General features: G+C 67.2%; 24 protein-coding genes. 10 read left to right on the top strand and 14 right to left on the bottom strand.

The features are described 5' to 3' along the window. Positions 1-53 precede the first annotated feature (53 nt). From J0A90_RS14990 to J0A90_RS14980, 3 genes are all read left to right on the top strand, one after another. A complete protein-coding gene (locus J0A90_RS14990; RefSeq protein WP_207031401.1) occupies positions 54-530 on the top strand; it encodes a hypothetical protein in 477 nt (158 codons plus the stop codon). A 90-nt stretch (positions 531-620) separates the two neighbouring features. Further along, positions 621-1,397, top strand: a complete 777-nt coding sequence (fabG, locus tag J0A90_RS14985; protein WP_207031409.1) for a 3-oxoacyl-ACP reductase FabG — start codon at positions 621-623, stop codon at positions 1,395-1,397. A gap of 124 nt (positions 1,398-1,521) precedes the next feature. After that, positions 1,522-2,127: a hypothetical protein gene (locus J0A90_RS14980; protein ID WP_207031411.1), complete on the top strand. Its 606-nt coding sequence runs from the start codon at positions 1,522-1,524 to the stop codon at positions 2,125-2,127. A gap of 84 nt (positions 2,128-2,211) precedes the next feature. Here the strand turns inward: J0A90_RS14980 and J0A90_RS14975 are convergent, their stop codons facing one another. The 7 genes from J0A90_RS14975 to J0A90_RS14945 form a co-directional block, all read right to left on the bottom strand. Next, positions 2,212-2,568 carry a RidA family protein gene (locus tag J0A90_RS14975; RefSeq protein WP_035473118.1) on the bottom strand — a complete coding sequence of 119 codons (357 nt, stop codon included), beginning with the start codon at positions 2,566-2,568 and terminating at the stop codon, positions 2,212-2,214. 74 nt (positions 2,569-2,642) lie between these two features. Next, complete coding sequence (locus J0A90_RS14970; RefSeq protein WP_035473119.1) at positions 2,643-3,500, bottom strand: universal stress protein; 858 nt, start codon at positions 3,498-3,500, stop codon at positions 2,643-2,645. A 105-nt stretch (positions 3,501-3,605) separates the two neighbouring features. Further along, positions 3,606-5,093: a SulP family inorganic anion transporter gene (locus J0A90_RS14965; protein WP_207031413.1), complete on the bottom strand. Its 1,488-nt coding sequence runs from the start codon at positions 5,091-5,093 to the stop codon at positions 3,606-3,608. Positions 5,094-5,567: 474 nt separating this feature from the next. Continuing rightward, positions 5,568-5,996 (bottom strand): manganese-binding transcriptional regulator MntR, encoded by a 429-nt coding sequence (mntR, locus tag J0A90_RS14960; RefSeq protein WP_035473121.1) that lies wholly within the window; start codon positions 5,994-5,996, stop codon positions 5,568-5,570. Between the two features lie 75 nt (positions 5,997-6,071). Further along, a complete protein-coding gene (locus J0A90_RS14955; protein WP_233076824.1) occupies positions 6,072-7,349 on the bottom strand; it encodes an Nramp family divalent metal transporter in 1,278 nt (425 codons plus the stop codon). A gap of 204 nt (positions 7,350-7,553) precedes the next feature. After that, a complete protein-coding gene (locus J0A90_RS14950) occupies positions 7,554-8,258 on the bottom strand; it encodes an HAD family phosphatase (RefSeq protein WP_207031415.1) in 705 nt (234 codons plus the stop codon). Between the two features lie 297 nt (positions 8,259-8,555). Next, on the bottom strand, positions 8,556-9,251 hold the full coding sequence (locus J0A90_RS14945) for an HAD family hydrolase (protein WP_207031417.1): 696 nt from the start codon (positions 9,249-9,251) through the stop codon (positions 8,556-8,558). 176 nt (positions 9,252-9,427) lie between these two features. Here J0A90_RS14945 and J0A90_RS14940 point away from each other — a divergent pair, with 176 nt between their 5' ends. Beyond that, complete coding sequence (locus J0A90_RS14940; protein ID WP_207031426.1) at positions 9,428-10,441, top strand: GlxA family transcriptional regulator; 1,014 nt, start codon at positions 9,428-9,430, stop codon at positions 10,439-10,441. On the opposite strand, the gene J0A90_RS14935 is transcribed toward J0A90_RS14940, so the two are convergent. The 3 genes from J0A90_RS14935 to J0A90_RS14925 form a co-directional block, all read right to left on the bottom strand. Continuing rightward, positions 10,425-10,895, bottom strand: coding sequence for a thioesterase family protein (locus tag J0A90_RS14935; RefSeq protein ID WP_035473125.1), 471 nt, complete (start codon positions 10,893-10,895; stop codon positions 10,425-10,427). The genes J0A90_RS14940 and J0A90_RS14935 overlap by 17 nt on opposite strands. Then, complete coding sequence (locus tag J0A90_RS14930; protein ID WP_207031428.1) at positions 10,895-11,866, bottom strand: L-carnitine dehydrogenase; 972 nt, start codon at positions 11,864-11,866, stop codon at positions 10,895-10,897. The genes J0A90_RS14935 and J0A90_RS14930 overlap by 1 nt, the downstream gene beginning before the upstream one ends. 100 nt (positions 11,867-11,966) lie before the next feature. After that, positions 11,967-12,848, bottom strand: coding sequence for a 3-keto-5-aminohexanoate cleavage protein (locus J0A90_RS14925; RefSeq protein ID WP_207031431.1), 882 nt, complete (start codon positions 12,846-12,848; stop codon positions 11,967-11,969). Between the two features lie 304 nt (positions 12,849-13,152). Between J0A90_RS14925 and argC the strand changes: the two genes are divergently transcribed. Beyond that, the gene (gene argC, locus J0A90_RS14920; RefSeq protein WP_207031432.1) at positions 13,153-14,097 is read left to right on the top strand and encodes an N-acetyl-gamma-glutamyl-phosphate reductase; all 945 of its coding nucleotides are present in this window, start codon (positions 13,153-13,155) and stop codon (positions 14,095-14,097) included. Positions 14,098-14,187: 90 nt separating this feature from the next. Here argC and J0A90_RS14915 read toward each other — a convergent pair whose 3' ends face one another. Beyond that, positions 14,188-14,913, bottom strand: a complete 726-nt coding sequence (locus J0A90_RS14915) for a DUF4396 domain-containing protein (protein ID WP_207031434.1) — start codon at positions 14,911-14,913, stop codon at positions 14,188-14,190. Positions 14,914-15,386: 473 nt separating this feature from the next. Here J0A90_RS14915 and fucP point away from each other — a divergent pair, with 473 nt between their 5' ends. The 4 genes from fucP (at position 15,387) to J0A90_RS14895 (ending at position 20,439) form a co-directional block, all read left to right on the top strand. Then, positions 15,387-16,673: an L-fucose:H+ symporter permease gene (gene fucP / locus J0A90_RS14910; RefSeq protein ID WP_207031436.1), complete on the top strand. Its 1,287-nt coding sequence runs from the start codon at positions 15,387-15,389 to the stop codon at positions 16,671-16,673. A gap of 297 nt (positions 16,674-16,970) precedes the next feature. After that, complete coding sequence (locus J0A90_RS14905; protein ID WP_035473137.1) at positions 16,971-18,518, top strand: DHA2 family efflux MFS transporter permease subunit; 1,548 nt, start codon at positions 16,971-16,973, stop codon at positions 18,516-18,518. A gap of 48 nt (positions 18,519-18,566) precedes the next feature. Then, positions 18,567-19,748: an HlyD family secretion protein gene (locus J0A90_RS14900; protein ID WP_051895913.1), complete on the top strand. Its 1,182-nt coding sequence runs from the start codon at positions 18,567-18,569 to the stop codon at positions 19,746-19,748. A 79-nt stretch (positions 19,749-19,827) separates the two neighbouring features. Beyond that, a complete protein-coding gene (locus tag J0A90_RS14895; protein ID WP_233076822.1) occupies positions 19,828-20,439 on the top strand; it encodes a LysE family translocator in 612 nt (203 codons plus the stop codon). Here the strand turns inward: J0A90_RS14895 and J0A90_RS14890 are convergent. The 3 genes from J0A90_RS14890 to J0A90_RS14880 all read right to left on the bottom strand — a co-directional run bounded on the left by J0A90_RS14890 (position 20,357) and on the right by J0A90_RS14880 (position 23,199). Further along, positions 20,357-21,262: an AraC family transcriptional regulator gene (locus J0A90_RS14890; RefSeq protein ID WP_233076821.1), complete on the bottom strand. Its 906-nt coding sequence runs from the start codon at positions 21,260-21,262 to the stop codon at positions 20,357-20,359. The genes J0A90_RS14895 and J0A90_RS14890 overlap by 83 nt on opposite strands. Positions 21,263-21,342: 80 nt before the next feature. Then, positions 21,343-22,140, bottom strand: coding sequence for an MBL fold metallo-hydrolase (locus J0A90_RS14885; RefSeq protein ID WP_207031446.1), 798 nt, complete (start codon positions 22,138-22,140; stop codon positions 21,343-21,345). 90 nt (positions 22,141-22,230) lie between these two features. After that, positions 22,231-23,199: a DMT family transporter gene (locus J0A90_RS14880; RefSeq protein WP_207031448.1), complete on the bottom strand. Its 969-nt coding sequence runs from the start codon at positions 23,197-23,199 to the stop codon at positions 22,231-22,233. A 94-nt stretch (positions 23,200-23,293) separates the two neighbouring features. On the opposite strand from J0A90_RS14880, the gene J0A90_RS14875 reads away from it, so the two are divergent. Beyond that, positions 23,294-24,205, top strand: coding sequence for a LysR substrate-binding domain-containing protein (locus J0A90_RS14875; RefSeq protein WP_207031450.1), 912 nt, complete (start codon positions 23,294-23,296; stop codon positions 24,203-24,205). Positions 24,206-24,229 lie beyond the last annotated feature (24 nt).

Below are 24,229 nucleotides of genomic sequence, written 5' to 3'. Positions count from 1 at the left end.
CGGGCGCTGCCGCGTACCGTATCGACCCACTGCCCGCCTGCGGAGAGTCACCCGTGACAGCGACCACCGCGCATCTGCCCTGCGCCATCGCCCCGCTGGTGCCCCACGCCCGCGGCATGTGCCTGCTGACGCGCCTGCTCGAGGCCGACGCCGAGGGTGCCATTGCCGAGGGCGAAACCCGACCCGACGATCTGTTCGCCGAGGCTGAGGGGCTGCCCACCTGGGTCGGCATCGAGTGGATCGCCCAGAGCGTGGCGGCCTGGGCTGGCTACCACGCCCAGCGCCGCGGCGAGTCGCCAACGCCGGGGCTCTTGCTGGGTAGCCGCCGCTATCGCGCCGTGCAGCCCCACTGGCCGTTCGGCCGGCGTATCCATGTCGCCATCAGCATCGACTTCGTCGCCGACAACGGCGTGACCCAGGTCAATGGCGAACTGCGCTGGGCCGACGGCTCGGCCAGCCTGGCCAGCGGCAGCCTGACGCTCTATCGGCCCGCCGGACTCACCCTGCCCGGCCAGCCGCCGGCCACCTGAACGCCCGCCGGGCCCGACTCGCTTTCGTTTAGACACTCTTTTTCGTCTAAACGCTCTTTTTGTTTCGACACCTTATCGCCTGGAGTGCGCATGGAAAGCCCGAGTATCCCCCAAGAGACCGCTTCTCCCACAGGCGAGCGTGGCGCCGACACCATCCTGGTGACCGGTGCCAACCGCGGCATCGGCGCTGCGATCGCCCGGCGCCTGGCCCAGGACGGCTTCGACCTGGTGCTGCACAGCCGCCGCGACGGCGACGATATCGCCGAGGTAGCGGCGGATGCCCGCGCCGCCGGCGCCCAGGTGCGCCTGCTCCAGTTCGATGTCACCCAGCGCGAGCGGGTCAAGACGCTGCTGGAAGCGGATATCGCCGCCCACGGCTGCTACTACGGGGTGGTGTGCAACGCCGGTATCGCCGTCGACAAGCCCTTCCCGGCACTGGAGGACGAAGACTGGGACAGCGTGCTCAAGACCAATCTGGATGGCTTCTACAACGTGCTGCGCCCGCTGGTGATGCCGATGATCCAGCGCCGTCGTCCGGGGCGTATCGTCACCCTCTCCTCGCTTTCGGGGCTGATCGGCAATCGCGGCCAGGTCAACTATAGTGCAGCCAAGGCAGGCATCATCGGCGCCACCAAGGCGCTCGCGGTGGAGCTGGCCAAGCGCCGCATCACGGTCAACTGCGTCGCCCCGGGCTGGATCGAGACCAGCATGACCGAGGCGCTGTCGCGGGAGGAGATTCGCAAGCTGGTGCCGATGCAGCGCCCCGGCGAACCGCATGAAGTGGCGGCCACGGTCAGCTTTCTGTGCTCCCGCGACGCCGGCTACATCACCCGGCAGGTTATCGCCATCAACGGCGGCATGTGCTGATAGCGCTGAGATAGTGCTAAGACAGGCGGCCAGCGTTCAAGCGCCTGGGCCGCCGGCCGATAACGCTTCGATGGGCCAGCGACCGCTCGCCCATCGAGCCCATTCCGCGGAGTCGAGAGTCGAGATGAAAGCCGGCGTTTCCATCGCATTGATCGTCATCGTCATGCTCGCCCTGTGCGGCGCGGGCCTGTACGCCAGCGACCTGCACTGGCCGCTGCCGCACGCCGCGCTGGCGCCGCTGGGGCTGTTCCTGCTCAGTTTGGTGCTGGCCGGCTGGCTGTGCCTGACTCTGGTGCTGATGGCGCGCGGCCAGAGCCAGCAGCAGCGAGCCCTGCACGAGAGCCAGCAGGCGGTCCAGCGCCAGCTCGAAGCGGCCGAACTGACCCAGTTGATGAGTCAGTTCAGTCGTCACGCCGAGGCGCTGCTGGACAAGGAGAGTCTCGACCCCAACAAGCGCAGCGTGATGCGCTGTCTGGCGGTGGATGCCCTGCGCGGCAACACCGGCCGCGGCGATACCACCTACACCCGCCTGGCGCGGCTGTTCGAGTGGCTGGATGCAGAGGCCGCTCTGCAGGCGCAGGATCCGCATCGCCAACGGCTGATGGTGCCGACCCTGATGCAGTACGCCGAGATCGCCAGCCAGCTGTGTCGGGTCGGCGAGAGCCAGCCGGAGAAGCTCACCCACTTCCTCGCCCACCAGCCGCCAGCCCCCAGCCGCGAGGCGGAGTGAAGGCGGGCAGGGATCACCCCTCGCCGCCCGTCTTCACGCTGCCTGAACGGGGGACGCGAATCGTGCCCCGGGGAAAGACCCGGCTTACTTGATCGCCGCGGTGACGGTGATCTCGACCTTCAGCTCGGGCGCCGGCATTGGCGCGGTGATGCAGGTACGCGCCGGAGCATGACCCGCCGGCACCCAGGCGTCCCACACCGCATTCATGGCGGCGAAATCCGCGCCATCGGCGAGATAGATCGTCGCTGAGAGCAGGTGCTCGCGGTCGGAGCCGATCTCCGCCAGCAGCGCATCCACCCGCGACAGCATGCTGATCGTCTGGGCGGTGATATCGCCCTCACGGGCCTCCGGGCCGCTGACCTGACCGCACAGATAGGCGGTGCCGTTGTGGATCACGGCACGGCTCATGCGGGTCTGAGTGTCGTGGCGTTGGATGGTCATGGATGTTCTCGCTCCTGTGACTCGCCGCGCGACAGGCGCGGCGTCTTGATTGGGTGGCGCGGCAGCCGCCGGGCTCAGCGCAGTATCAGGGTGGCACTGCGCGAATGTCTGAGCATCGCCGTGGTGGTACTGCCCACCAGCAACTGACGGATACGCGAGTGGCCGTAGGCCCCCATGATCATCAGATCGATGCGCTCGCGCTCGGCGTAATGGCCCAGTACCTCGTCGACATCGCCGGCGAGAATCTCGCCCTCGGCCTCGACCTGCCCCTCGCGCAGCCGCGTCAGCGCCCAGTCGAGCTGGGCACGCTGGTCATCGGTCCCGGCGCCGACCATCACCACATGGCACACCAGACCGTTGAGCAGCGGGCTCTCGGCGATCATCTCGACGCCCTTGCGCGTAGTCTGACCGCCATCGAAGGCGAGCAGCAGCCGCTGCGGCGCCTGGAACTCGGGCGGGGTGACCAGGATCGGCGTATGCAGTGCGCGCACCACCCGCTCCAGATTGCTGCCCAGGTGATCCCGCGCCTCGGCCACGGACTCGCCGCGCTTGCCCAGCACCACCAGCCGGGTCTGCGCCTCGCGCTCACTCAGCGCCTCGAGCAGGTCGCCGTGGCGCAGCGCAGTGGCCACCGCCGGCGCGCCGGACGCCTCGGCCTGCGCCTTGGCCGCCGCCAGCAGCTCACGCCCGTGCTGCTGGGCGAGCTTGGCACGCTCCTCGTCGAGCCGGGTCAACTGCTCGCGCAGATGCTCGCGGCTGCCCAGGCCGATATGGCCGCTGGTGTCGCGCTCGGCGCCGTTCTGCCCGCGGCTCAGCACGTGCAGCAGTTCGAGCGGCGCGCCGATCCGCGCCGCAGCCCACGCGGCGGCGGCACACACCGCCGGCGCGTGGCTGGAGTCGTCGATACAGCCGAGAACCTGACGTTCACTCATGGCATTCTCCTGTTGCCTGGCACCCGCCACCCGAGACTATCACGCCACCGGGCGGCGGGGTTGTCGTCGCGACGCGCTGGCGTCGCCTGCATTCTGCGGGACCGCTCAGTGGCCCATGAGTTTCTCCACGGCATCCGGCTTGTCATGCACGGCGAAGCGGTCGACCAGGGTGGCGCTGGCCTCGTTGAGACCGATCACCTCGACCTCGGTACCCTCGCGGCGGAACTTGATCACCACGTTGTCCAGCGCGCCGACCCCGGTGATGTCCCAGAAGTGGGCGCGGGAGAGATCGATGCGTACCCGCGGCACCGCCTCCTTGAAATCGAAGCTGTCGGTGAAGCGTGTCGAGGAGGCGAAGAACACCTGACCGATCACCTCGTATTCGCGGGTCTCGCCGTCCGCGTCCATGCGGCTGCCGATATATAGAATCTGCCCCACCTTGTTGGCGAAGAACAGCGATGCCAGCAGTACCCCGACCAGCACGCCGATGGCCAGGTTGTGGGTCGCCACCACCACGATCACCGTGGCCACCATGACGATGTTGGTCGACAGCGGATGGCGGCGCAGGTCGCGGATCGACTCCCAGCTGAAGGTACCGATCGAGACCATGATCATCACCGCCACCAGTGCGGCCATGGGTATCTGCGAGACCCAGTCACCCAGGAACACCACCAGGATCAGCAGGAAGACCCCGGCGACCAGGGTCGAGAGGCGGTTGCGGCCGCCGGATTTCACGTTGATCACCGACTGCCCGATCATCGCGCAGCCGGCCATGCCGCCGAGGAAGCCGGTGACGATGTTGGCCAGCCCCTGCCCCTTGCACTCGCGGTTCTTGTCACTGGGCGTATCGGTCAGCTCGTCGACGATGGTCGCGGTCATCATCGATTCGAGCAGGCCGACCACGGCGATCGCCAGCGAATAGGGCAGAATGATCCACAATGTCTCCAGGTTCAGCGGCACGTCCGGCAGCAGGAACACCGGCAGCGAGTCGGGTAACTGACCCATGTCGCCCACGGTACGGATATCCATGCCGCTGAACATGTAGACCGCCGTGAGCACCACGATGCAGACCAGCGGCGACGGCAGCGTCTTGCCCACCACCGGCACGTAGGGGAACAGATAGATGATGCCGAGCCCGGCGGCGGTCATGGCGTAGACGTGCCAGGTGACCCCGGTCAGCTCCGGCAGCTGGGCCATGAAGATCAGGATCGCCAGCGCGTTGACGAAGCCGGTGACCACCGAGCGTGAGACGAAGCGCATCAGCGCGCCGAGCTTGAGATAGCCGAACAGGATCTGGATCACCCCGGTCAGCAGGGTCGCGGCGAGCAGGTACTGCAGCCCGTGATCGCGCACCAGGGTCACCATCAGCAGTGCCGTGGCACCGGTGGCCGCCGAGATCATGCCCGGGCGGCCGCCGGCGAAGGCGATCACCACCGCCATCGAGAACGAGGCATAGAGGCCGATCTTGGGATCGACGCCGGCGATGATCGAGAATGCGATCGCCTCCGGAATCAGCGCCAGCGCCACCACGGCGCCGGCCAGCACGTCCGCACGGACGTTGGAAAACCAGTGTTGTCTTATCGTGTCGAGCATTGAAGGGTCCACTCAGGGTCATGCCGCGGGGTCGGTAGCAGTGCGACGACGACCGGCGCAGACGGCGCGAGCGCCAGCCCACGGCGGCCGATCTGCCACCCAGGGCACGCGGCTTGGCTTGGGTTCTACACGGTCGGGTGCAAAACGCTTGGGGTCACAACGAGAATCAGTGATACGAACGGAAACGGACCTGCGTGGCCCAGCCGGATGGCGGGTCGGCAAGTCGAGCGCGAGCGCGGCTCACGCGGATGGGGAGTCGACGCTAGGGTGGCGTCATGCGAACGGTGGCGCGTGTCATCGTTGCGTGCCTATCGATACCATGTCTCTGGCGAAGAGCAGAAGATGCCTCGCCTTTCCTGGCGTGCCGCGCCGCCGCGCCGCATGAACGGCGATCGGCAGGGTCGATGACCCGCGGGCGGGGCGACAACGCCGGCGAGTCTAACAGCAAAGTGGTCCTCAGCCCAGCCGCGGGCATCAGCGCGAGCCCGTGCGCGACTCCAGAAAGCGCTGCATCGCCTCGACGGTGGCGTCGCTGCAGTGGTGCTCGATCCCCTCGGAATCCGCCTCGGCGACATGCGCCGGGACGCCGAGGGCGAGCAGCGTGGCCAGCACCAGCTGGTGACGCGCCTCGACCTTCTCGGCCAGCGCCCGCCCCTGTTCGGTCAGGAAGACCCCACGATAGGGGCGCGCTTCGGCCAGGCCGTCGCGCTTGAGTCGTGAGATCACCTTGGATACCGCTGCGGCGCTGACGCCGAAACGCTCCGCCAGATCGCTGGCGCGGGCCTCGCCATGATCCCGATGCAGCTGCGCGATCTCCTCCACGTAATCTTCCACCAGCTCCTGCTGATGATCGAGACGGGTGCGCTCGAAGCGGGCGTAACGTGGTCGGGGTGTTCCTGGCATGGTGTTCTCATCGACATCGAATGGGGTGAACGGTCACGCACCAGCGGCACCGCCCGTTCACGGCACGTAGAGAGCCTACAGCAACTCGAAGGCCAACACATAACCATTCAACAGGATGATCACCCCGGCCACCACGCAACCCAGCAGCGTGACCCAGCGCCGGCTGACCAGATTGCCCATCACCCCGCGGCGCGCCGTGAACTGGATCAGCGGCACCAGGGCGAAGGGGATGCCGAAGCTGAGCACCACCTGGCTCGCCACCAGCACCTGCTGCTCGGGCAGGCCGAGCATGATCACCGCGATCGCCGGCAGCATGGTCAACAGCCGGCGCAGCCAGATGGGGATGGTGAAGCCGACGAAGCCCTGCATCACCACCTGCCCCGCCATGGTGCCGACGATCGATGACGACAGCCCCGCCAGCAGCAAGGTGAAACCGAACAGCGTGCTCGCCAGCTCGCGGTTCATCAGCGGCGCCAGCAGCTGGTAGCTCTGCTCGATCGAGGCCACGCCGGTGCGTCCGCTGTCGAAGAACACCGCCGCCGCCAGCGCCAGCATCGAGAGATTGATGACCCCGGCCACGCCCATGCCGATGATCACGTCCCAGCGGTAGAAGCGCATCGCACGCTTGCGCTCGTCATCGGTGGTAGCCGGAATGCGCCGCTGGGACAGCGACGAGTGCAGATAGATGACGTGGGGCATCACCGTGGCACCCAGAATCCCCGCGGCCAGGAAGACCGCATAGCCGTCAGGGAACTGCGGCACCAGCATGCCGGTGAGCGCCGGCCCGGCATCGGGCCGCCCCATCAGGATCTGGGCGATGAATCCCGCTGCCACCGCCAGCAGCATGCTGCCGATGATCACCTCGAGTAGGCGGAAACCGTAGCGCTGCATGGTCAACGCCGCGTAGGTGACCGCGCCGGTGAGCAGCGCGCCTTCGAGCATCGAAAGCCCGAACAGCAGGTGGAACGCCAGCGCCGCGCCGAGGAACTCGGCCAGATCGGTGGCGATCGCCACCAGCTCGGCCTGAACCCAGTAGAACCACACCAGCGGCCGCGGATAGCGCTCGCGGATCATCTCCGCCAGATTGCGCCCGGTGGCCAGCCCCAGGCGCACCGACAGGGTCTGGATCAGCATCGCCATGAGATTGGCCCACAGCACCACCCACAGCAAGGTGTAGCCGTAGCGCGAGCCGGCCTCGATGTTGGTGGCGAAGTTACCGGGATCGATATAGGCGACCGCGGCGATCAGCGCCGGGCCGAAAAAGGGCAGGAAACGCATCACCAGCGACCGCTGCCGTGCCGGCGCCGACGGGTTCGCGCGTGCCGCGCGGGCGTCACTCAAACTGTTGAACACGCTGACCTCGGGACATCGACGGCCGGGCGAGCCCGCGCCATCGGCGCTTTGTCGCCCGGGTTATCAAGTTAAACCATGGTTGACAAAATATACCCGAGTTATCGAAAGCGCAACGGGGCCGTGCGATGAGTTGTCTCAATCAGAGTGATAGATGTCTGCCAATGACGGCGATGCCGACGTCGAGCCCAGGCGCTGTCCGACCCCCTAACGCCACTCGAGAATCGGCCACCCGCGCGCTTCGGCGGTGGCCCGCAGGCGGGCGTCCGGCTGGGTGGCGTGGGGGTGGTCGACGAACTCGAGCAGCGGCAGGTCGTTGTAGGAGTCGCTGTAGCCCCAGGTTTCCCAGCCCTCGGCGAAGCCGGTGTCGTGGGCCGCGAGCCACTCGGCGAAGGCGTCGAGCTTGCCCTGCTGATAGGTCTGGATGCCGGTGGGCTCGCCGGTGAAGCGCCCCTCGGCATCCAGCTCGGGCAGGGTGGCGAGCGCCCCGTCGGCGCCGACGAAACGCGCGATCGGCTCGACCAGATGATGCATCGAGGCCGAGATCACCAGGGTCGCATGGCCTTGCTCGCGGTGCTCTCGGAGCCGTTCGACCCCGCCCTGCATCAGCCTGGGTGCCACCGCGCGCTGGACGAACGCCTCGACCTGCTCTCGCACCGTGTCGCGCTGGCGACCGATCAGCGGGCCGAGGGTGAAGCGCAGGTGCTCGGTCATGTCCAAAGTGCCGGCGTGATACTGAAGGTCCTGCTCGCGCATGCGCGCCAGCAGCGCCTCGCCCTCCTCGACCCAGCCGCAGGCGATCACCCATTCGAGCCAGAGATGGGTGCAGTCACCGTCGAGCAGCGTGTCGTCGAGATCGAAGATGGCCAGCGCGCTGGGCTGCTGCGCCGGAGAAGCGGATGAAGTGGCCAAGCGGAACTCCCGTAGCGGTCGCGGAAAAGGGCCCGCTCAGCATACACGTTCGCACTCGCAAGCCAACGCCCGCGGGCGCCCGACGCCATCCGTCCAGGGTCTGACGCAGCCGAGGTGCTGCGTGAAAAGTAGACGAGCGAAGGCAAGGCCGGGGCGCGCAGCTAAGGCAAAAATCGGCGAAAACGGACCGGGCTGGCGCTCCAGTTTACGGGGTGTAAATGAGCATTTTTGACCGGGCTGGCGTTCCAGCCGATTTTTAACGCCGCATGGGCGAGCGCAGTACTTTTCGGACAGTGCCTAGCCCTCACGTGCGAACCACCCTGCACACTGGGTCGCCAAGGCATCGAGATCGGGCGCCATCAGATCCGGCGGGTCGCCCCAGGATTCGAACGCGCGCTGGGGGTCGCGCTGGAGCCAGGCGGCATGCAGCCCGGCATAGCGCGCGCCGATGATCTCCGCGGGCTCCGCCGAGATCAGCCAGGTGGCCTCCGGGCGCGAGTGGGTACGCGCGCGCAGGTGCGCATAGAGCGTGGCATCCGGCTGGAAGCGCCGTATCTCCTCGGCGCTGACGATATCCTCGAACCAATCCGCAAGGCCGGCATTGTCGAGCAGCAGTTCGATGTCGTAACGGCTGGCGTTGGCGAACGCCACGCAGCGTACGCCCAGCCCGCGCAGGCGAGTCAGCGCGCCGGGGGCATCGGCGAACGCCCGCAGCCGACGGCAGTGCGCCAGCAGCGCCTGCTTGCTCTCCTCCCCCAGGCGCGTGCCGCGTTCGCGGTCCACGGCTTCCAACGCCTCGCGCTGAATGCGATGGAAATCGGCGTAGGCACCCATCAAGCCACGCCGATAGGTGAACTCGGACTGCTTCTCGCGAAAGCGTCGAGTGAATGCGCCGGCCTCGGCCACGCCCAGGCGCAGCGCCAGCAGTGCCGTCAGGTCCTGAGTGTCGACCAGGGTATCGTGGAGCGAGAAGGCGAAGAGCGGTGTGTCCATGCGGAATCCTTGGTAACGTGGCGCCCCGTGGCTTGACAATAAAAAACGCACACACCCTTTTTACCTGGAAGCGCCACGCGCGGCCCTAACTTCAGGCAACTTCGTCTCGGCTCGCGCTCGTGCCGTCACGCCTAACTAGGCGCCCCTGGTGTCCGTCGAGACATGGCTGTGGAGATATGCCCGTGGAGAAAAGCCTGACACCGCCCATCACGCTGGGATTCGTGCTGATTCCCCGCTTTTCGATGCTGGCGTTCTTCTCCGCCGTGGAGCCGCTACGCATCGCCAATCGTCTCGCCGGTCGCGCCCTCTACCGCTGGGTCCTGATCAGCGAGGACGGTGGACCGGTTACCGCCAGCAACGACATGACCCTGCTCACGGACTGCGACCTGAACAGCGCGCCGAGCCTGTCGCGGGTGGCGGTATGCGCCGGTTTCGAGCCCGATCGCGGCCTGACACGACGCTTCTCCCAGTGGCTGCATCGCCGCGCCGGCGAAGGCGTGCTGCTCGGGGGCATCGACACCGGCCCCGTGCTGCTCGCCGAGATGGGACTGCTCGATGGCCATCGGGTGACGCTGCACTGGGAGAGTCTGCCCGCCTTCCGCGAGCGCTTCCCCGCCCTGGAAGCGGTCGAGTCGCTCTACGAACTCGACGCCCGCTGCTTCACCTGCGCCGGCGGCGCCGCGGCCATGGACCTGGCGCTGGAGCTGATCGCCCGTGACCACGGGCAGGCGCTCGCCGACGATACCGCCGAGCAGTTGATCCATGCGCGTCTGCGCCCGCGGGAGGAGGCCCAGCGGCTGCCCCTGGCCCGCCGCCTGGGCACCCACTGCCGCCCGCTGGTGGACGCCGTGGCACTGATGGAGCGCCATCTCGAACAGCCGCTGGCGATCGCCGCCCTGGCCGCGCGCATCGGGCTCTCGCCGCGCCAGTTACAGCGCCTGTTCGACGCCGAGCTGGGCCAGCGCCCGCGCGACTACTATCTGAACCTGCGCCTGGATCGCGCGCGCCATCTGCTCGAAGAGACCGAGCGCGACATCCTCAGCATCGCCCTCGCCTGCGGCTTCGGTTCCGCCTCCAGCTTCGCGCGTGCCTACCGTCAGCGCTACGGGCATCCACCGCGGGCCGCGCGCCAGCCACGCGCCGACAGCCCCGAGGCCACCACCGCGCCACATCTCAGCCGCGGCGGATAGCGATCCGTCGACCCGCCGCGCTGGGCCACTCCTCCCCAGCCCTGGGCAGCAGCGCAACGGCCGCCGCCACCGCTTCGGGGAAGCCAGCCGGGCGGCCACTGGCGACATCGATGCCCATCAGCATCTGCTCGCTGGTCGCCAGGGTGTTGCCCGCGGCGTCATGCAGCGTAAAGAACACGTGCAGCCGCTTGGCATCGCTATCGAGCAGGCTCAGCGCCACCCGCAGCGGCTCGCCCCGATGCGCCTCGCGGCAGTAGCAGAGGTGGGTCTCGAGGGTGTAGAGCGTGTAGGCGTGGCTGGCACGGCCGGCCGCATCGAGACCGATACGATCCATCAGCGCCTCCACCGCCAGCGAAAAGACCCGCGCGTACTCGGCATCGTTCATATGCCCGTTATAGTCGACCCAGGCATCCGCCACTCGAGTCTGGTAGAGCGTCTGCGCCTGAGCCGTCATCAGATCCGCCCCTCGAGCCCTTCGGCTTCCGGCCAGTATTTTTGGGTCAGCGCGAGCAGCTCGGTGAGAAACGCATCGCGGCGTGTCTCCAGCTCGGCGACGCTACGCCCGGCAGCCTGATGCTCGCAGCCATCGGCGACTTTATCGATCAGTGATTCCGTCAACTCGGGGGCTTCCAACTTGGTCCACGGCAGCTTCAGCGCCGGGCCGAACTGGTGCAGCATGTGGCGCATGCCGCCCTCGCCGCCGGCGAGGTGGAAGGTCAGAAAGGTGCCCATCAGCGACCAGCGCAGGCCGGCGCCGTAGATCACCGCGGCATCGATCTCCTCGGTGGTAGCGACACCGTCATTGACCAGATGCAGCGCTTCCCGCCACAGCGCTTCCATCAGCCGGTCGGCGACGTGACCTTCGATCTCACGCCGCACCACCAGCGGCCGCATGCCCAGCGCGGCGTACTGCGCCTGGGCGCGTTCGATCACCTCGGTCGCGGTGTGCTCGCCCCCCACCAGCTCCACCAGCGGCAGCAGATAGACCGGATTGAACGGGTGCGCCACGATCACGCGGCCGGGCTCGCGGGTGCAGGCGGACTGCAGGTCGCTCGGCTTGATCCCGGAGGTGGAGGAGCCGATCACTACGTCCGGCGCGGCCAGGGCGTCGAGCTGGCGCAACACATCGTGCTTGAGCGCCAGCCGCTCGGGCACGTTCTCCTGGATCAGCTCGGCGCCCTCGACGGCGGCGTCGAGGGAGTCGACGAAGGTCAGCGCCGCGGGATCGGCGCCCTCGGCAAGCCCCAGCCGCTCCAGCGCCGGCCAGGCCCGCGCAACGAAAGCGCGAGTGCGCTCGGGTGCGGTGGAATCGGGGTCGAAAGCGGTGACCCGGCAACCGGCCGCCAGCGCCCGGGCGATCCAGCCATTGCCGATGACGCCGGTACCGATCACGGCAACGTGGCGGGGACGTTCGGAAGCGTTCATCAAGACACTCCATGGCGATGCGAAACAGAATTGACGGCGAACGCGCACTCGGGAGATATCCCAGGCGCGCTCACGCATAACGGAGAGAGTTCGGGCGGAATCAGGGCTTGCGCAGTCCCAGCGACTCGCGGGTCTGTGCCGGCGTCTGCACCTTGCCGCCGAGGTTCTCGGCGATGGTGGCGGCACGCTCGACCAGTTGGGCGTTGGTGGCGAAGACACCCTTGCTCAGGTAGAGATTGTCTTCCAGACCGACCCGCATGTGTCCGCCCATGATCATCGACTGCGCCGCCATCGGGAACTGCTGGCGACCGATGCCGAAGGCGGACCAGATTGCGTTTCCCGGCAGCTTGTTGCGCATCGCCAGCATGGTTTCGGTATCGGCCTCGGCGCCCCACGGAATCCCCAGGCAGAGCTGGAACAGCGGGTCGCCATCGATCAGCCCCTCGTCGATCAGCTGGCGGGCGAACCAGACATGGCCCAGATCGAAGCACTCGAGCTCCGGCTTGACCCCGGCCTGCTGGATCAGCCACGCGTGCTCGCGCAGCCAGTCGGCGCTGTTGAGATAGATCATCTCGCCGAAGTTGAGACTGCCGCAGTCCAGCGTGCAAAGTTCCGGCAGCAGTGCGCCCACCGGTTCGTGGCGCTGGGCCGGGGTCTGCAGATCGGTGCCGGCGCGACCGTGAATGGCACCATCGCGAATCTCGGGGTAGAGATCGCCACCGCCGCCGGCGGTAATGTTGATCACCGCATCGACGTCGGATTCACGGATGCGCTCGACCACCTCGCGGAAGTGATCGGTCGAGTGGCTGACGCCACCGGTCTGCGGATCGCGCACATGGAGATGAACGATGCTGGCGCCGGCGCGTGCCGCATCCAGCGCACTATCGGCGATCTGACGCGGGGTGATGGGCAGGTCCGGGTGCTTGCCGGCGGTATCGCCGGCGCCAGTGACGGCGCAGGTCAGAATGACGTCTCGGTTCATGCGGGCTCTCCCTGGCGTGGCTCGGCAGGCTATGGCCGGGCGACGTGTGTTCGAGGGCGCAACCATGGCGGCCGGCCCTACAAGAGCCCCATTGTGGCGATGACACTGCGTCTGGAGTTGACACCAGGCGACGCCAGATCGACATCAAACGACGCACGCGTCACCTCTCGCCACCTACCCCGTCGCCGGGCGCCCGAGCCCTCACCATGGCATGCCACTCACCGCCGCACGTGGCATGACACGGCGGCGCGAAAACCGCACAATGGAGGCTGACACCGCGACTCGGACACGACAGGAAAACACCATGGCACACAGGGTCTACGTCGATGGACAGGAGGGCACCACAGGGCTGCGCCTGTTCGACTATCTCCAGGCGCGCAGCGACATCGAGCTGCTGCGCATCGATAGCGACAAGCGCAAGGACCCGGCCGAGCGTGCCCGCCTGCTCAACGCCGCCGACGTCGCTTTCCTGTGCCTGCCCGACGCCGCCTCGCGCGAAGCCGCGGCGATGGTCGAGAATCCGGACACCTGCCTGATCGACGCCAGCACGGCCTTCCGCACCGCCGACGACTGGGTCTATGGCCTGCCCGAACTGGCCCCCGGCCAGCGCGAGCGGATCCGCGCCAGCAAGCGCATCGCCAACGTCGGCTGCCACGCCAGTGCCTTCGTGCTGCTGGTGCGGCCGCTGATCGACGCCGGCCTGCTGCCGCCGGACTATCCGCTTTCCGCCTTCTCGCTGACCGGCTACAGCGGCGGCGGCAAACAGATGATCGCCGCCTACGAAGCCGATCATGACGGCCGCCTGCAGGCACCGCGCCCCTACGCCATGGCGCAGGGCCACAAGCACCTGCCGGAGATGCAGCTGCACGGCCGGCTGGCCGCACCGCCGGTGTTCTCGCCGATCGTCGGCCCCTTCCTCAAGGGGCTATCGGTGAGCGTGCCGCTACAGCTCGGTGCCCTGCCCGGCATCGACCCCGAGCAGCTGCTCGACGCCTACCGCGCGCACTATGCCGACGAGCCCTTCGTGCGCATCCTGCCATTCGCCGACGAGGCCACGCTCGACGGCGGTGCCTTCGATATCCAGGCCTGCAACGACACCAACCGGGTCGACCTGGGCGTGTTCGGCAACGCCGAGCGGGTGACACTGGTCTCGCGCCTGGACAACCTGGGCAAGGGTGCCGCCGGCTCGGCGGTGCAGAATATGAACGTGCATCTGGGGCTGGAAGACAGCGTCGGTCTCAGCGTCTGACGCCCTGCCAATGAGCCAGCAGCTCCCCGCCGACCGGGTCGGCGGGGGCAGAGACGTGCGCGCGCCGTGATGAACGGCCCCGCCGCCGGCTTACATACCGTGCTTGATCCCGCGATTGATCAGTATCCAGTTGGCCGGATAGGAGGTGGCGAAGCCGATCAGCATGGCGATCTGCATCATGAACCAGAACGGCGCGGTGAAGGCATCGAGCTTGCCCATCCAGCCGTGCAGAGCGATCAGCATCCAGGCGTACATACCGATCTGGAAAGCGATCAACGACAGGGTATCGGCCTTGATCGCGTCCTTCAGCGCCTGTGCCGGACCGGCATCGCTCATCGCCCGAATCGGCAGATACTGGAACAGCACCCCGAACAGATAGGCGCCAACGAAGGCGAGAGCGAAGTGCCCCAGCACCGCCGAGCCGAGCAGGGCAAAGCCGGTGGCCGTGGCGATCGGCGCGGTGACCACGTCGCCCAGGGTGCAGCCGCCGCCGCAGTGGGTCGCGGAGACGAACACGCTCTGCCACTTGGGCTTGTCGCCGTGATGATGGCCGTGGCCATGTTCATGCTGGTGCTGATCCGCATGGGCGTGATGATCGTGGCCAGCGTGTCCATGGTGGCCCGCGTGCCCCTTCGGCGCCGCACGCCCCATCTTGGCGTAGGCCCACCAGCCGACGAGCGGCATGTACAGGCCGGTGATCGGCCAGGTGACGTTCATGATGGACATCGGCTGTGGGCGCCTCGAGACATCGACGGCGATCACGAGCGCAGTGGCGATACCCAGCAGCAGAAAGCCCCAGGACCAGAGAGTCAGCATGGCATTGTCCTCCTTTACGATTCATCGATGCCGGATATCCCCATCCGAGCCATCACGTCCAACATGCCCTAGGTATAGAAACGCGCGGCGTCGCCCACAAGCGACATCCTGCACAGAGGTTAGAGAGCGACGCGCGCGGCGCCGGCAAGACTCCCGCCGCAAGCCATTCGAAGTAGCGACTGCAAAAAGACGTTGAATGACGTAATTCAATGCGCTCGCTTGCCCGTATAGGCGTCATGAATACCAGCATTGAATAAAGATTACGAAAATACCGATCGCGCAGCTCGGCGAGCGTCAATACCACCATGGTCCGGCGCATAGATACCGACAAGTTCCTTAACACTCTAATGATGAACGGCTACTTTATAAGCCACCTCGCTTAATGCATCATCTCGCGCCAGCAACCGCGCTGACACGACGAGGTCGAGTCGGTAACGCTCATTTCAGGACTTGTCATCACCAGGATTCCGCTCATGTCCGACATGCAACGCCCGAACTATCGCAGCGCGCTGGTCGTCGTCACGACGATCTTCTTCATGTGGGGGTTCATCACCTGTCTCAACGACATTCTGATCCCCCACCTGAAGGCGGTCTTCTCGCTCAACTACACCCAGACCATGCTGATCCAGTTCACCTTCTTCGGCGCCTATTTCATCATGTCGTTGCCGATGGGTAAGGTGCTGGCCAGGATCGGCTACAAGAACGCCATCAGCCTGGGCCTGCTGATCGCCGCCGTGGGCGCGGTGATGTTCTACCCCGCCGCCAGAGCCCCCTCCTATCCCCTGTTTCTGAGCGCCCTGTTCGTGCTCGCCAGCGGGGTGACGATGCTGCAGGTCGCGGCCAACCCTTATGTCAGCCTGCTGGGCCCGGAAGGGTCCGCCTCCAGCCGGCTCAACCTGGCACAGGCGTTCAACTCACTCGGCACCACGCTGGCACCGTACTTCGGCGGCATGCTGATTCTGGGCGCAGCGGTGTTGGGCGCCAGCGAGCTGGCCGCGATGTCCAGCGCCGAGCGGATGGCCTACAAAGTCCAGCAGGCCCAGAGTGTGCAGCTCCCCTATCTGCTGCTGGCGGCGGTGCTCGCCATTCTCGCGATCGTGATCTACCTCTGGAAGCTGCCCAACTTCAAGGACCAGGCCCGCGACGACAGCCCCACCGAAAACGTTACCGCCGCCCAGGCGCTACGCCATCCTCACGTGCTGTTCGGTGTGATCGGCATCTTCGCCTACGTCGGTGCCGAGGTATCCATCGGCAGCTTTCTGATCAACTACATCTCGCTGCCGGAGATCGGCAACATGAGCGAGAGCGATGCCGCCAACTATGTCGCCTACTACTGGGGTGGCGCGATGGTAGGCCGCTTCATCGGGTCGGCCTTGATGCAGAAGATCCGCCCCAGCCTGCTGCTGGGCCTGTTCGCCGTCGTGGCGGCACTGCTCACGCTGACCACCATGCTGGCCTCCGGGCATACCGCCATGTGGAGTATCGTCGCCATCGGTCTGTTCAACTCGATCATGTTCCCGACCATCTTCACGCTGGGCATCGCCAAGCTCGGCCCGCTGACCAGCAAGGCATCGAGCCTGCTGATCATGGCCATCGTCGGCGGCGCCATCTTGCCGGTGGCACAGGGCGCGATCGCCGACACCGTGGGCATCCACCACGCCTTCGTGCTGCCGTTGATCTGCTACCTGTTCATCGCCTTCTACGGTTTCCGTGGCTCTCGGGTGATCACACCGCAGCCGGAACCGGCCACACGCACCTGATACGTGCGACACCGATCTCCATGCCCCCTCACAGCTAAGACGTTGGTCGTGGGTGCCTTGAAAGGGGGGCATGAGACCGGGACAATCCATTAGCCGGCGAAATGTAGACAGGTTATCGATTCGCCGGCTTCTTTTCGTGTTGCGACCGCCCCGCCGCCGGCCTGCCGTATCCCGCTCTCGGTCCACTGCGTCTGGCCTTCGTCATTCGCCGCCTCACGTCCTCGGCTCGGCCGCTCGCTTCCGGTGCGGCCGCTGTCGGCGTTCGCGCGGTCGCCCACCACCAGGGAGCTGCCCGCGATGACGCAGGTCGAGGAGATGTTCGCGCGCTATGGCCCACGCTACCGGCTGTGGGTCACGCTGACGGTGATGCTGGGGCTGGTCGCGCTGGGCATGTCGATCACCATCGTCAACGTGGCGATCCCCTACATCAAGGGCGCCTTCGGCATGAGTGACGCCCAGGTGCAGTGGCTATCGACCGGCTTTCTGGCCTCGACCACGGTGTCGCTGCTGGTCGCCCCCTGGCTGGTGACCGCGGTGGGTCAGCGCGCCACCTTCATCGGCCTGCTGGTCGCCTTCATCGCCGCCTCGATCCTGGGCGGTCTGGGCCAAGGAATGGCGGCGCTGGTGGCGGCCAGAATCATCCAGGGCGGCATGACCGGGCTGATCCGTCCGGTGGCGATGCAGGCGCTGTTCGCCGCCTACCCGCCCGAGGGGCGCGGCATGGCCACCGCCATGTACGGCATGTGTCTGGGTCTACCGCTGACCCTGGCCACGGTGATCGGCGGCTGGCTGGTGGAGCACTTCACCTGGCGCTACGTATTCTTCGTTACCCTGCCGATCTGCCTCGCGGCGATCGCCATGGGCGCGGTCTTCCTGCCGAGACGCGAGCACCAGGGGCCGCCTCCGCCGTTCGACTGGGCCGGCGTGGTACTGCTGTTCGTGGCGGTGTTCGCGCTACTCGCGGCGCTCTCCAACGGCCAGCGTTGGGGGTGGTTCGACCCGCGTGTGCCGAGTCTGGTGGGGCTGGCCGCGGCCTGCGCCATCGCCTTCGTGAGCTGGCAGCGGCGCGTCCCTCATCCTCTGCTCGACCTGGCGATCTTCTCTCACCGGGCGTTCGTCGTCGGCACCCTGGCGATGTGCCTGTTCGGCGGCACCTTCTACGGCATCATGTATCTGCTGCCGCAGTTCGTGCAGTCGGTGCTGCACTACAGCCCGATCAGCGCCGGCCAGATCTTTCTGCCGTCGACCCTGGTGCTGGGCGTGCTGGTGCCGCTGGTGGGGTGGCTCAGCGATCGCTATCCGCCGCACTGGATCACGCTGCCCGGGCTCGCCTGCGCGCTGCTCTCGGTGTGGCTGATGGCGGGCATGGACTGGAACACCTCCTTCGCCCACCTGGCGCTGGCGATGGCGATTCTCTCGGTCGGTATGGCCGCCTTTCCGCCACCTACCCTCTCCAACGCCATCGCCAGCCTGCCATCGCGGCTCACGGGTCACGGCTCCGGGGCGATCAATTTCTCGATGCAGCTCGGCGGCGCTCTGGGCACCGCCGGCCTGGTGATCCTGCTCGATCGCCATACCGCAGTGCACGGCCAGTTGCTCAACGCCGGGGTCAACGCCGGCAACGCGCTGTCGCAGCAAGCGCTCGGCGACTACGCCCACCTCGCCGCCCGGCTAGGCATCGCGGCGCCCCAACAGCATGCCGTGGCCGGCTATCTGCTGGGTCGGGTCGAGGCGCTGTGGGCGTCGATCCTGGCCTATCAGGACGGCTTCTGGACCCTGATCGCCAGCCTGCTGGCGGTGGTAGTGCCGTCGCTGCTACTGAGTCGCTGGCGGCGGCCCGCCTGAGACCAGCGTGAGTTTTCCCACTCCTTAGACCGAGGAAGATCCGACACCATGACCGCCGATGCCCCCGCTCGCTCCCCTCGCCTGTCGCGGCGCCTCAAGCTGGCGCTGCTCGCGCTGCTCCTGCTGTTGGGGCTGATCTGGCTGGGGTTGGCGATCGCCCATCGCCTGACCCATGTCAGCGTGCAGGACGCACGGGTGATGGCAGATCAGGTCACCGTCAGCAGCCGCCTCGATGGCTGGGTCACCGACTTCCATCTGACCGAGGGCGATACCCTGCAGCGCGGCGCTGCCGTGGCCACGCTCTACAGCCGGCCGGACCAGCGCAAGCTGGCAGCATTGGCCGCCGGCGTCGGTACCCAGCAGGCACGCCTCGACTACCAGCAGGCTCGCCTCGAGCTGGCCCAGCGCCAGTACCAGGGCGGTCTGGATATCTCGCGCGAGGAGCTCGATGCCAGCAAGGCGGCAGAGCAGGCGTCGCAGGCAAGGCTGACCCAAGCCCAGCGCGACTACCAGCGCTCGGCCAAACTGCTCGAGAAGCACTCGATCTCGCAGCAGCGCCGCGACCAGGACTACTACCGCTACCGCGCGGCCGTCGCCGAGCACGAACAGGCCAAGCAGGAGGTGGCCGTCAATCAGGCCCAGGCCGATAACGCCCGGGTCGGCTTCCTCAACGGCGTGCAGGTACCGCTGCCCAATCCGACGATCCTGCGCCAGCAGATCCGCATCGCGCGCCAGGAGTTGGCCGAAGCCCAGGCCAAGCTCGACGAGGAGCGCCTGCGCATCGCCGATCTCGAGGTCAAGAGTCCGATCTCAGGCGTCGTCAACAAGACCCTGATCGACCAGGGCGAGTATGTCAGCGCGGGCCAGCCGATCCTGATGATGCACGACCCGTCGAAGCTATGGGTCGAAGCCAACGTCAAGGAGACCGACATTGGCGAGCTGCGCCGTGGACAGCCGGTGGCGATCAGCGTCGACGCCTTCCCCGACCGCCATTTCTCCGGACACGTGGCGATCATCGGTCGCGCCGCCACCAGCCAGTTCGCGCTGCTGCCGGACCCCAACCCCTCGGGCAACTTCACCAAGATCACCCAGCGCCTGCCGGTGCGCATCTATATCGACGACGGCCCGACCGAGCTGATCGGCCCAGGCATGATGGTCGAGGTGGATATCGACGTCGCCCACACGCGGAGCGAGAAGGATGAGCAGAGTAAGACGGGCACGGCGGGCTGAGAGATCAAGATCGTTCAATCCTGACGCGCCCTCCACACGCTAGCCTGCCGGCGATTCCCCTCGCTCAGGAGTGCCCAGCGTGTCCCTCTCCCTTGCCTTGTCGATGGCGGCCTTCGCTCTGGCCGCCTCGCTGTCGCCCGGCCCGGTCAATCTGGTCGCCTTCCATCTGGGGCTCAATCGCGGCCTGATACCGGCACTGCGCCATGTCAGCGGTGCCACCTGCGGCTTCAGCGTGCTGCTGCTGGCGATCGGCGCCGGCTTGCAGTGGCTGACCCAGTGGGCCGCGCTGATGCACGCGATCCGCCTGGGCGGCGTCGCCTTCCTGCTCTACCTGGCGTGGCGGCTGGCGCGCAGCGACGGTGCGCTGACGCAGAACACCGCAGCACGCCCGTCCTCCTTCATGGGCGGTGCGCTGATGCAGTGGCTCAACCCCAAGGCGTGGATCGCCTCGAGCGCCGGCATGGCCGCCTATACCGCCGGCGACCCGGCGCGGGTCGTACCCTTTGCGCTGATCTTCTTCGGCGTCTGCTATCTGAGCGTGGGCAGCTGGGCGCTGCTGGGTGCCGGGCTGCGTCGGCGGCTGCCGAGCCCCGAGCGGGTGCGCTGGCTCAATCGCGGTATGGCACTGGCACTACTGGTGAGTGCGCTGATGCTGGCAATGATGTCACTGCACGGTAGCGATGCGGCGTGATCGCGGTCAGCCGCTTGAAGGCGCGCTGGAAGTGGGCCTGATCGGCGAACCGACACGCCAGCGCCACCTCGGCGATCGACTCGCCGCGCTTGAGCGCGAGCTGCCCCTGACGCACCCGGCAGTCGGTCAGATAGGCGTGGGGCGTGATGCCGTAGCTGCGCTTGAAGCGGCGCACCAGATGCGCCGGTGAGACCCCTGCCAGCGCGGCCAGATGCTCGAGCGTCAGCGCCTCGCTGCAGTGAGCACGGATATAGGCGGCCACCTCGGCCAGCGCTGGCGTGTCCGCCGGGGTCTGCTGGCGGAACAGTTCGCCCCGCGCCATCAGTGCGCCGAACAGGCGTTCGCACTCGCCCGCCAGGGTGGCGGGGGACGCCGCGGCGCTGAACAGGCGCCGGGCGAGCGCCACCAGCGCCGCGTGCAGCGCAGGGTCGCGCCAATGATGCCAGGCCAGTGGTCGGAAGCCACCGGCGAGTTCGTTGGCGTGACGGCGCTGCAGCGTGGCGAGCCAGTCTGGGTCGAGATAGAACATGACGTAGGACCAGGGCGCGTCGCCGCAGGGGTTGCAGGCGTGGACCTCGCCCGGGTTCATCGCCACCACGTCGCCGTGCGACACCATCCGCGTGGTGAAATGCTCTCCCGGTACCTGGTATTCGTAGAGACTGCGTCCGCCGGTGACCGCCCCCAGCGAGACGCTGTCGTGACTGTGGCGGGCATAGCTGACCTCACGCCCGTCACGGGTCTCGCGCAGCTCGAGGAAGCCGAGCGCCGGATGGCGCCAGAAGCGCCGGCTGTCACGCTCGGCCGGGATCGGCTTGGCAGGCATGCTCATCTCCACACTCGCTGCTGTCTGGCGCCAGCATACACCGCCGCGAGACTCGCTGCCGGGCCGAGAGCCCGGTCACCTCAGGGTGTGAGCGCGCGGCAGTGACGCTGCACCGACTCTGCGACCACGCGGTCGGCGTCGAGCAGGATCTCGCGTCCGGCGAAGGCCGAGTAGAGGCTGTCGAACTCGAGCCGGGCGAGACGCTCACCCATGGCCGCGACACAGGTGGCATCCAGCGGCACGTTGTTGGGGTAGGACCACATGAACGAGGCCATCCGGTCCGGGGTCACCAGCAGGGTGTCACCACTCAGCAGCAGGCGGCGCGCCGGCCAGTGCAGCACGCTGGCGCCGGGGAAGTGCCCGCCCAGGCAGTGCACCTCCAACCCCGGCAGCGGCACGATCTGCTCCCCTTCCCAGAAGTGCAGCCGCTCGCTGGGCAGAGTGACCCAGTCACGATCCGCGGCGTGCACGTAGACCGGGCAATCGAAGGTCTCGCCCCAGGCGGCCATGGTGCTGAAGTAGTGCGGGTGGGAGAGCACGATGGCGTCGACCCCACCGAGCCCGTCGAGAATGTCCCGCGTCGCCTCGTCGAGCAGCGAGAGGCAGTCCCACAGCAGATTGCCGTGCGGCGTGCGCAGCAGGAAGGCCCGCTGGCCGATGGCGAAGCGCGGCGTGGTGGTGATCGCCAACAGCCCCTCGGCGAGATAGCGAAAGGTATTGCTGTGCCCCGCCGCCAGGCGCCCTGGCGTGATCCACTGCTGCCCCTCCACCGGCACGAACTGGCGCTCGTCTTCGCAGATGTCACAGTGCGCCGGCGGCGTCTCGCTGGCGGGATACTGAATGCCACAGGTGGCGCACAAGAAACCCTGGTGATGCATCGCGACCTCCTCTTCGTCTCCATGAGCGATGACGACATGCTCCTCCCTCAACATAGCTTGAGGTCAAGCCCTCGCCAGCTTGGATAACGATCAGCGCGTGCGGCGCGTCAGTGCCAGCCCGCCGGCACTCAGGATCGCCGCCATGCCGGCCAGGGTCGGCGCATCCGGCACTTCGTCGAAGAGCCACAAGCCCCAACCGGCGGCGAACGGCAAATAGGCGTAGTCGAAGATGCCTACCAGCGCCGAGGGCGCGACCTGATAGGCCCGGGCAACCCACGTATTGACCGCGACCATCAGCAGCGCATAGAGCCCGATGTGCCATACGTGGGAGAGATCGAGCGGCTGCCAGCCCCGCCGCAGAAAGCCATCGCCCTCGGGGGATAACGCGATAACACCGAGCGAGCCGGCAAACCCCGCGAGCAAGAACCCCAGGTTGAGCCCCAGGGCCAGCAGCCACGGCGATACCGCCCGGCAGTGGCGCCGGGTCGTCACCATGGCCAGCGCATAGCAAAGCGCCGCCAGCAGGGGTAGCAGCATCGCCGGAGTGAATAGCGCGCCGCCGGGACGCAGCACGACCAGTACGCCAGCGAAGCCGAGCAGCAGCGCCACGTTCTGCCGCCAACCCAGAGGCTCACCGCCGAGCCTGGCGAGCAGGGCGATGAACAGCGGCGTGGCGTAGATGCCGACCGCCGCCACGCTCAGCGGAATCCATGGCAGCGCCGCATAGAAAGCGATCCACATCGCCAGCAGCAGTGCGCTGCGCACCCCGATCCAGCGCCAGACCCGAGCCTCGCGGGGCAGCGTCCACCGTTGCCGCCACCAGCCAACGCTCAGTAGGGGCAGCGACACCAGCGGTGCCAGTACCAGCAACTGCCACAGCGATAGCGTATGCCCCAGCGATTTGACCAGTGCATCGGCCAGTGACAGCAGCATCACCGCGCCGACGATCAGCGCCACGCCATGGCCAGGCTTGTCTTTCTCGCCGGCGTTGGAGATGGTGGCAGTGACGCTGTCGCGCGGCGCCGCCTTATGCGCACTCGTCTCATGTCGGGTCGGCATGGCAATGGCCTCATCTTTAGGATGAGCGGGCAGGATCGCCCGCGCCAGCCCCGGCCGACAGCGATCTATACGTCACCATCCATGAGTCTGGGTTATGCATGCCTTGAGCCGATCGCTACCACCGCTGGCCGCGCTGCTGCCGTTCGAGGCCGCCGCACGATTGGAGAGCTTCACCCGCGCGGCCGAAGAGCTCCATCTGACCCAGGCGGCGATCAGCCGGCAGATTCGCGCGCTCGAGCGGGATCTGGGCGTGGCCCTGTTCGAGCGTCGCAATCGCGGCGTCTTCCTGACCCCTGCGGGCCGCGAGCTGGCCCACACACTCAGCGAGAACCTGGGGCAGATTGGTCGACACGCCGACGCGATTCGCGGTGGCGAGCGCGGTCATCGGGTGATTCTGTTCTGTCAGTTATGCGAGGCGTTCTACTGGCTGATGCCCCGCCTGGCCGACTTCCATCGGCGTCATCCGGAGATAGATCTGAAACTGATCACCTCCACCCGCCCCCTAAGCGAACAGCGCGACCCGTTCGACGTGGCGCTGCAGACCCACGGCCGCCCCAGTGGCGGCCATGCGCTGGCGTTCACCGCCAGCGATACGATCCTCCCGGTGTGCAGCCCGGCCCACCCCGCCGCGCAACAGGCCCCGCTCGCCCCGGCGGCGCTGACGACGTTCGAACTGCTGCACCACCAGGCGGAGCCGGCGGAGTGGATGGGGTGGCGTGACTGGTTCGAAGCCATGGGCGAGGCACCACCGGCCGAGCTCGGCGGCAAACGCTTCGATAGCTATCCCTTGCTGTTGCAGGCAGCGCTCTCCGGACACGGCATCGCCCTCGGCTGGGCGCGCACCACCCAGCGGCTGATAGCGGCCGGCGAGCTGATCACCCCGGTCGATGAGCGGTTTTTCCAGCCCGACGCGATCGGCATTTACGTGCACCGGACATCCACTCAGCGCTACGCCAGCCGCGCCCTGCTCGGCTGGCTCGAAGACGCGCTGCAACAGGAAGGTTGAACGGTACTCGCCGCGCCTTGACGG

This window comes from Salinicola sp. DM10 (assembly GCF_017306975.2).
Classification (GTDB): Bacteria; Pseudomonadota; Gammaproteobacteria; order Pseudomonadales; family Halomonadaceae; genus Salinicola.
Note: the sequence above shows the minus strand (reverse complement) of the source record. Positions and strands in the feature narration are given on the sequence as shown.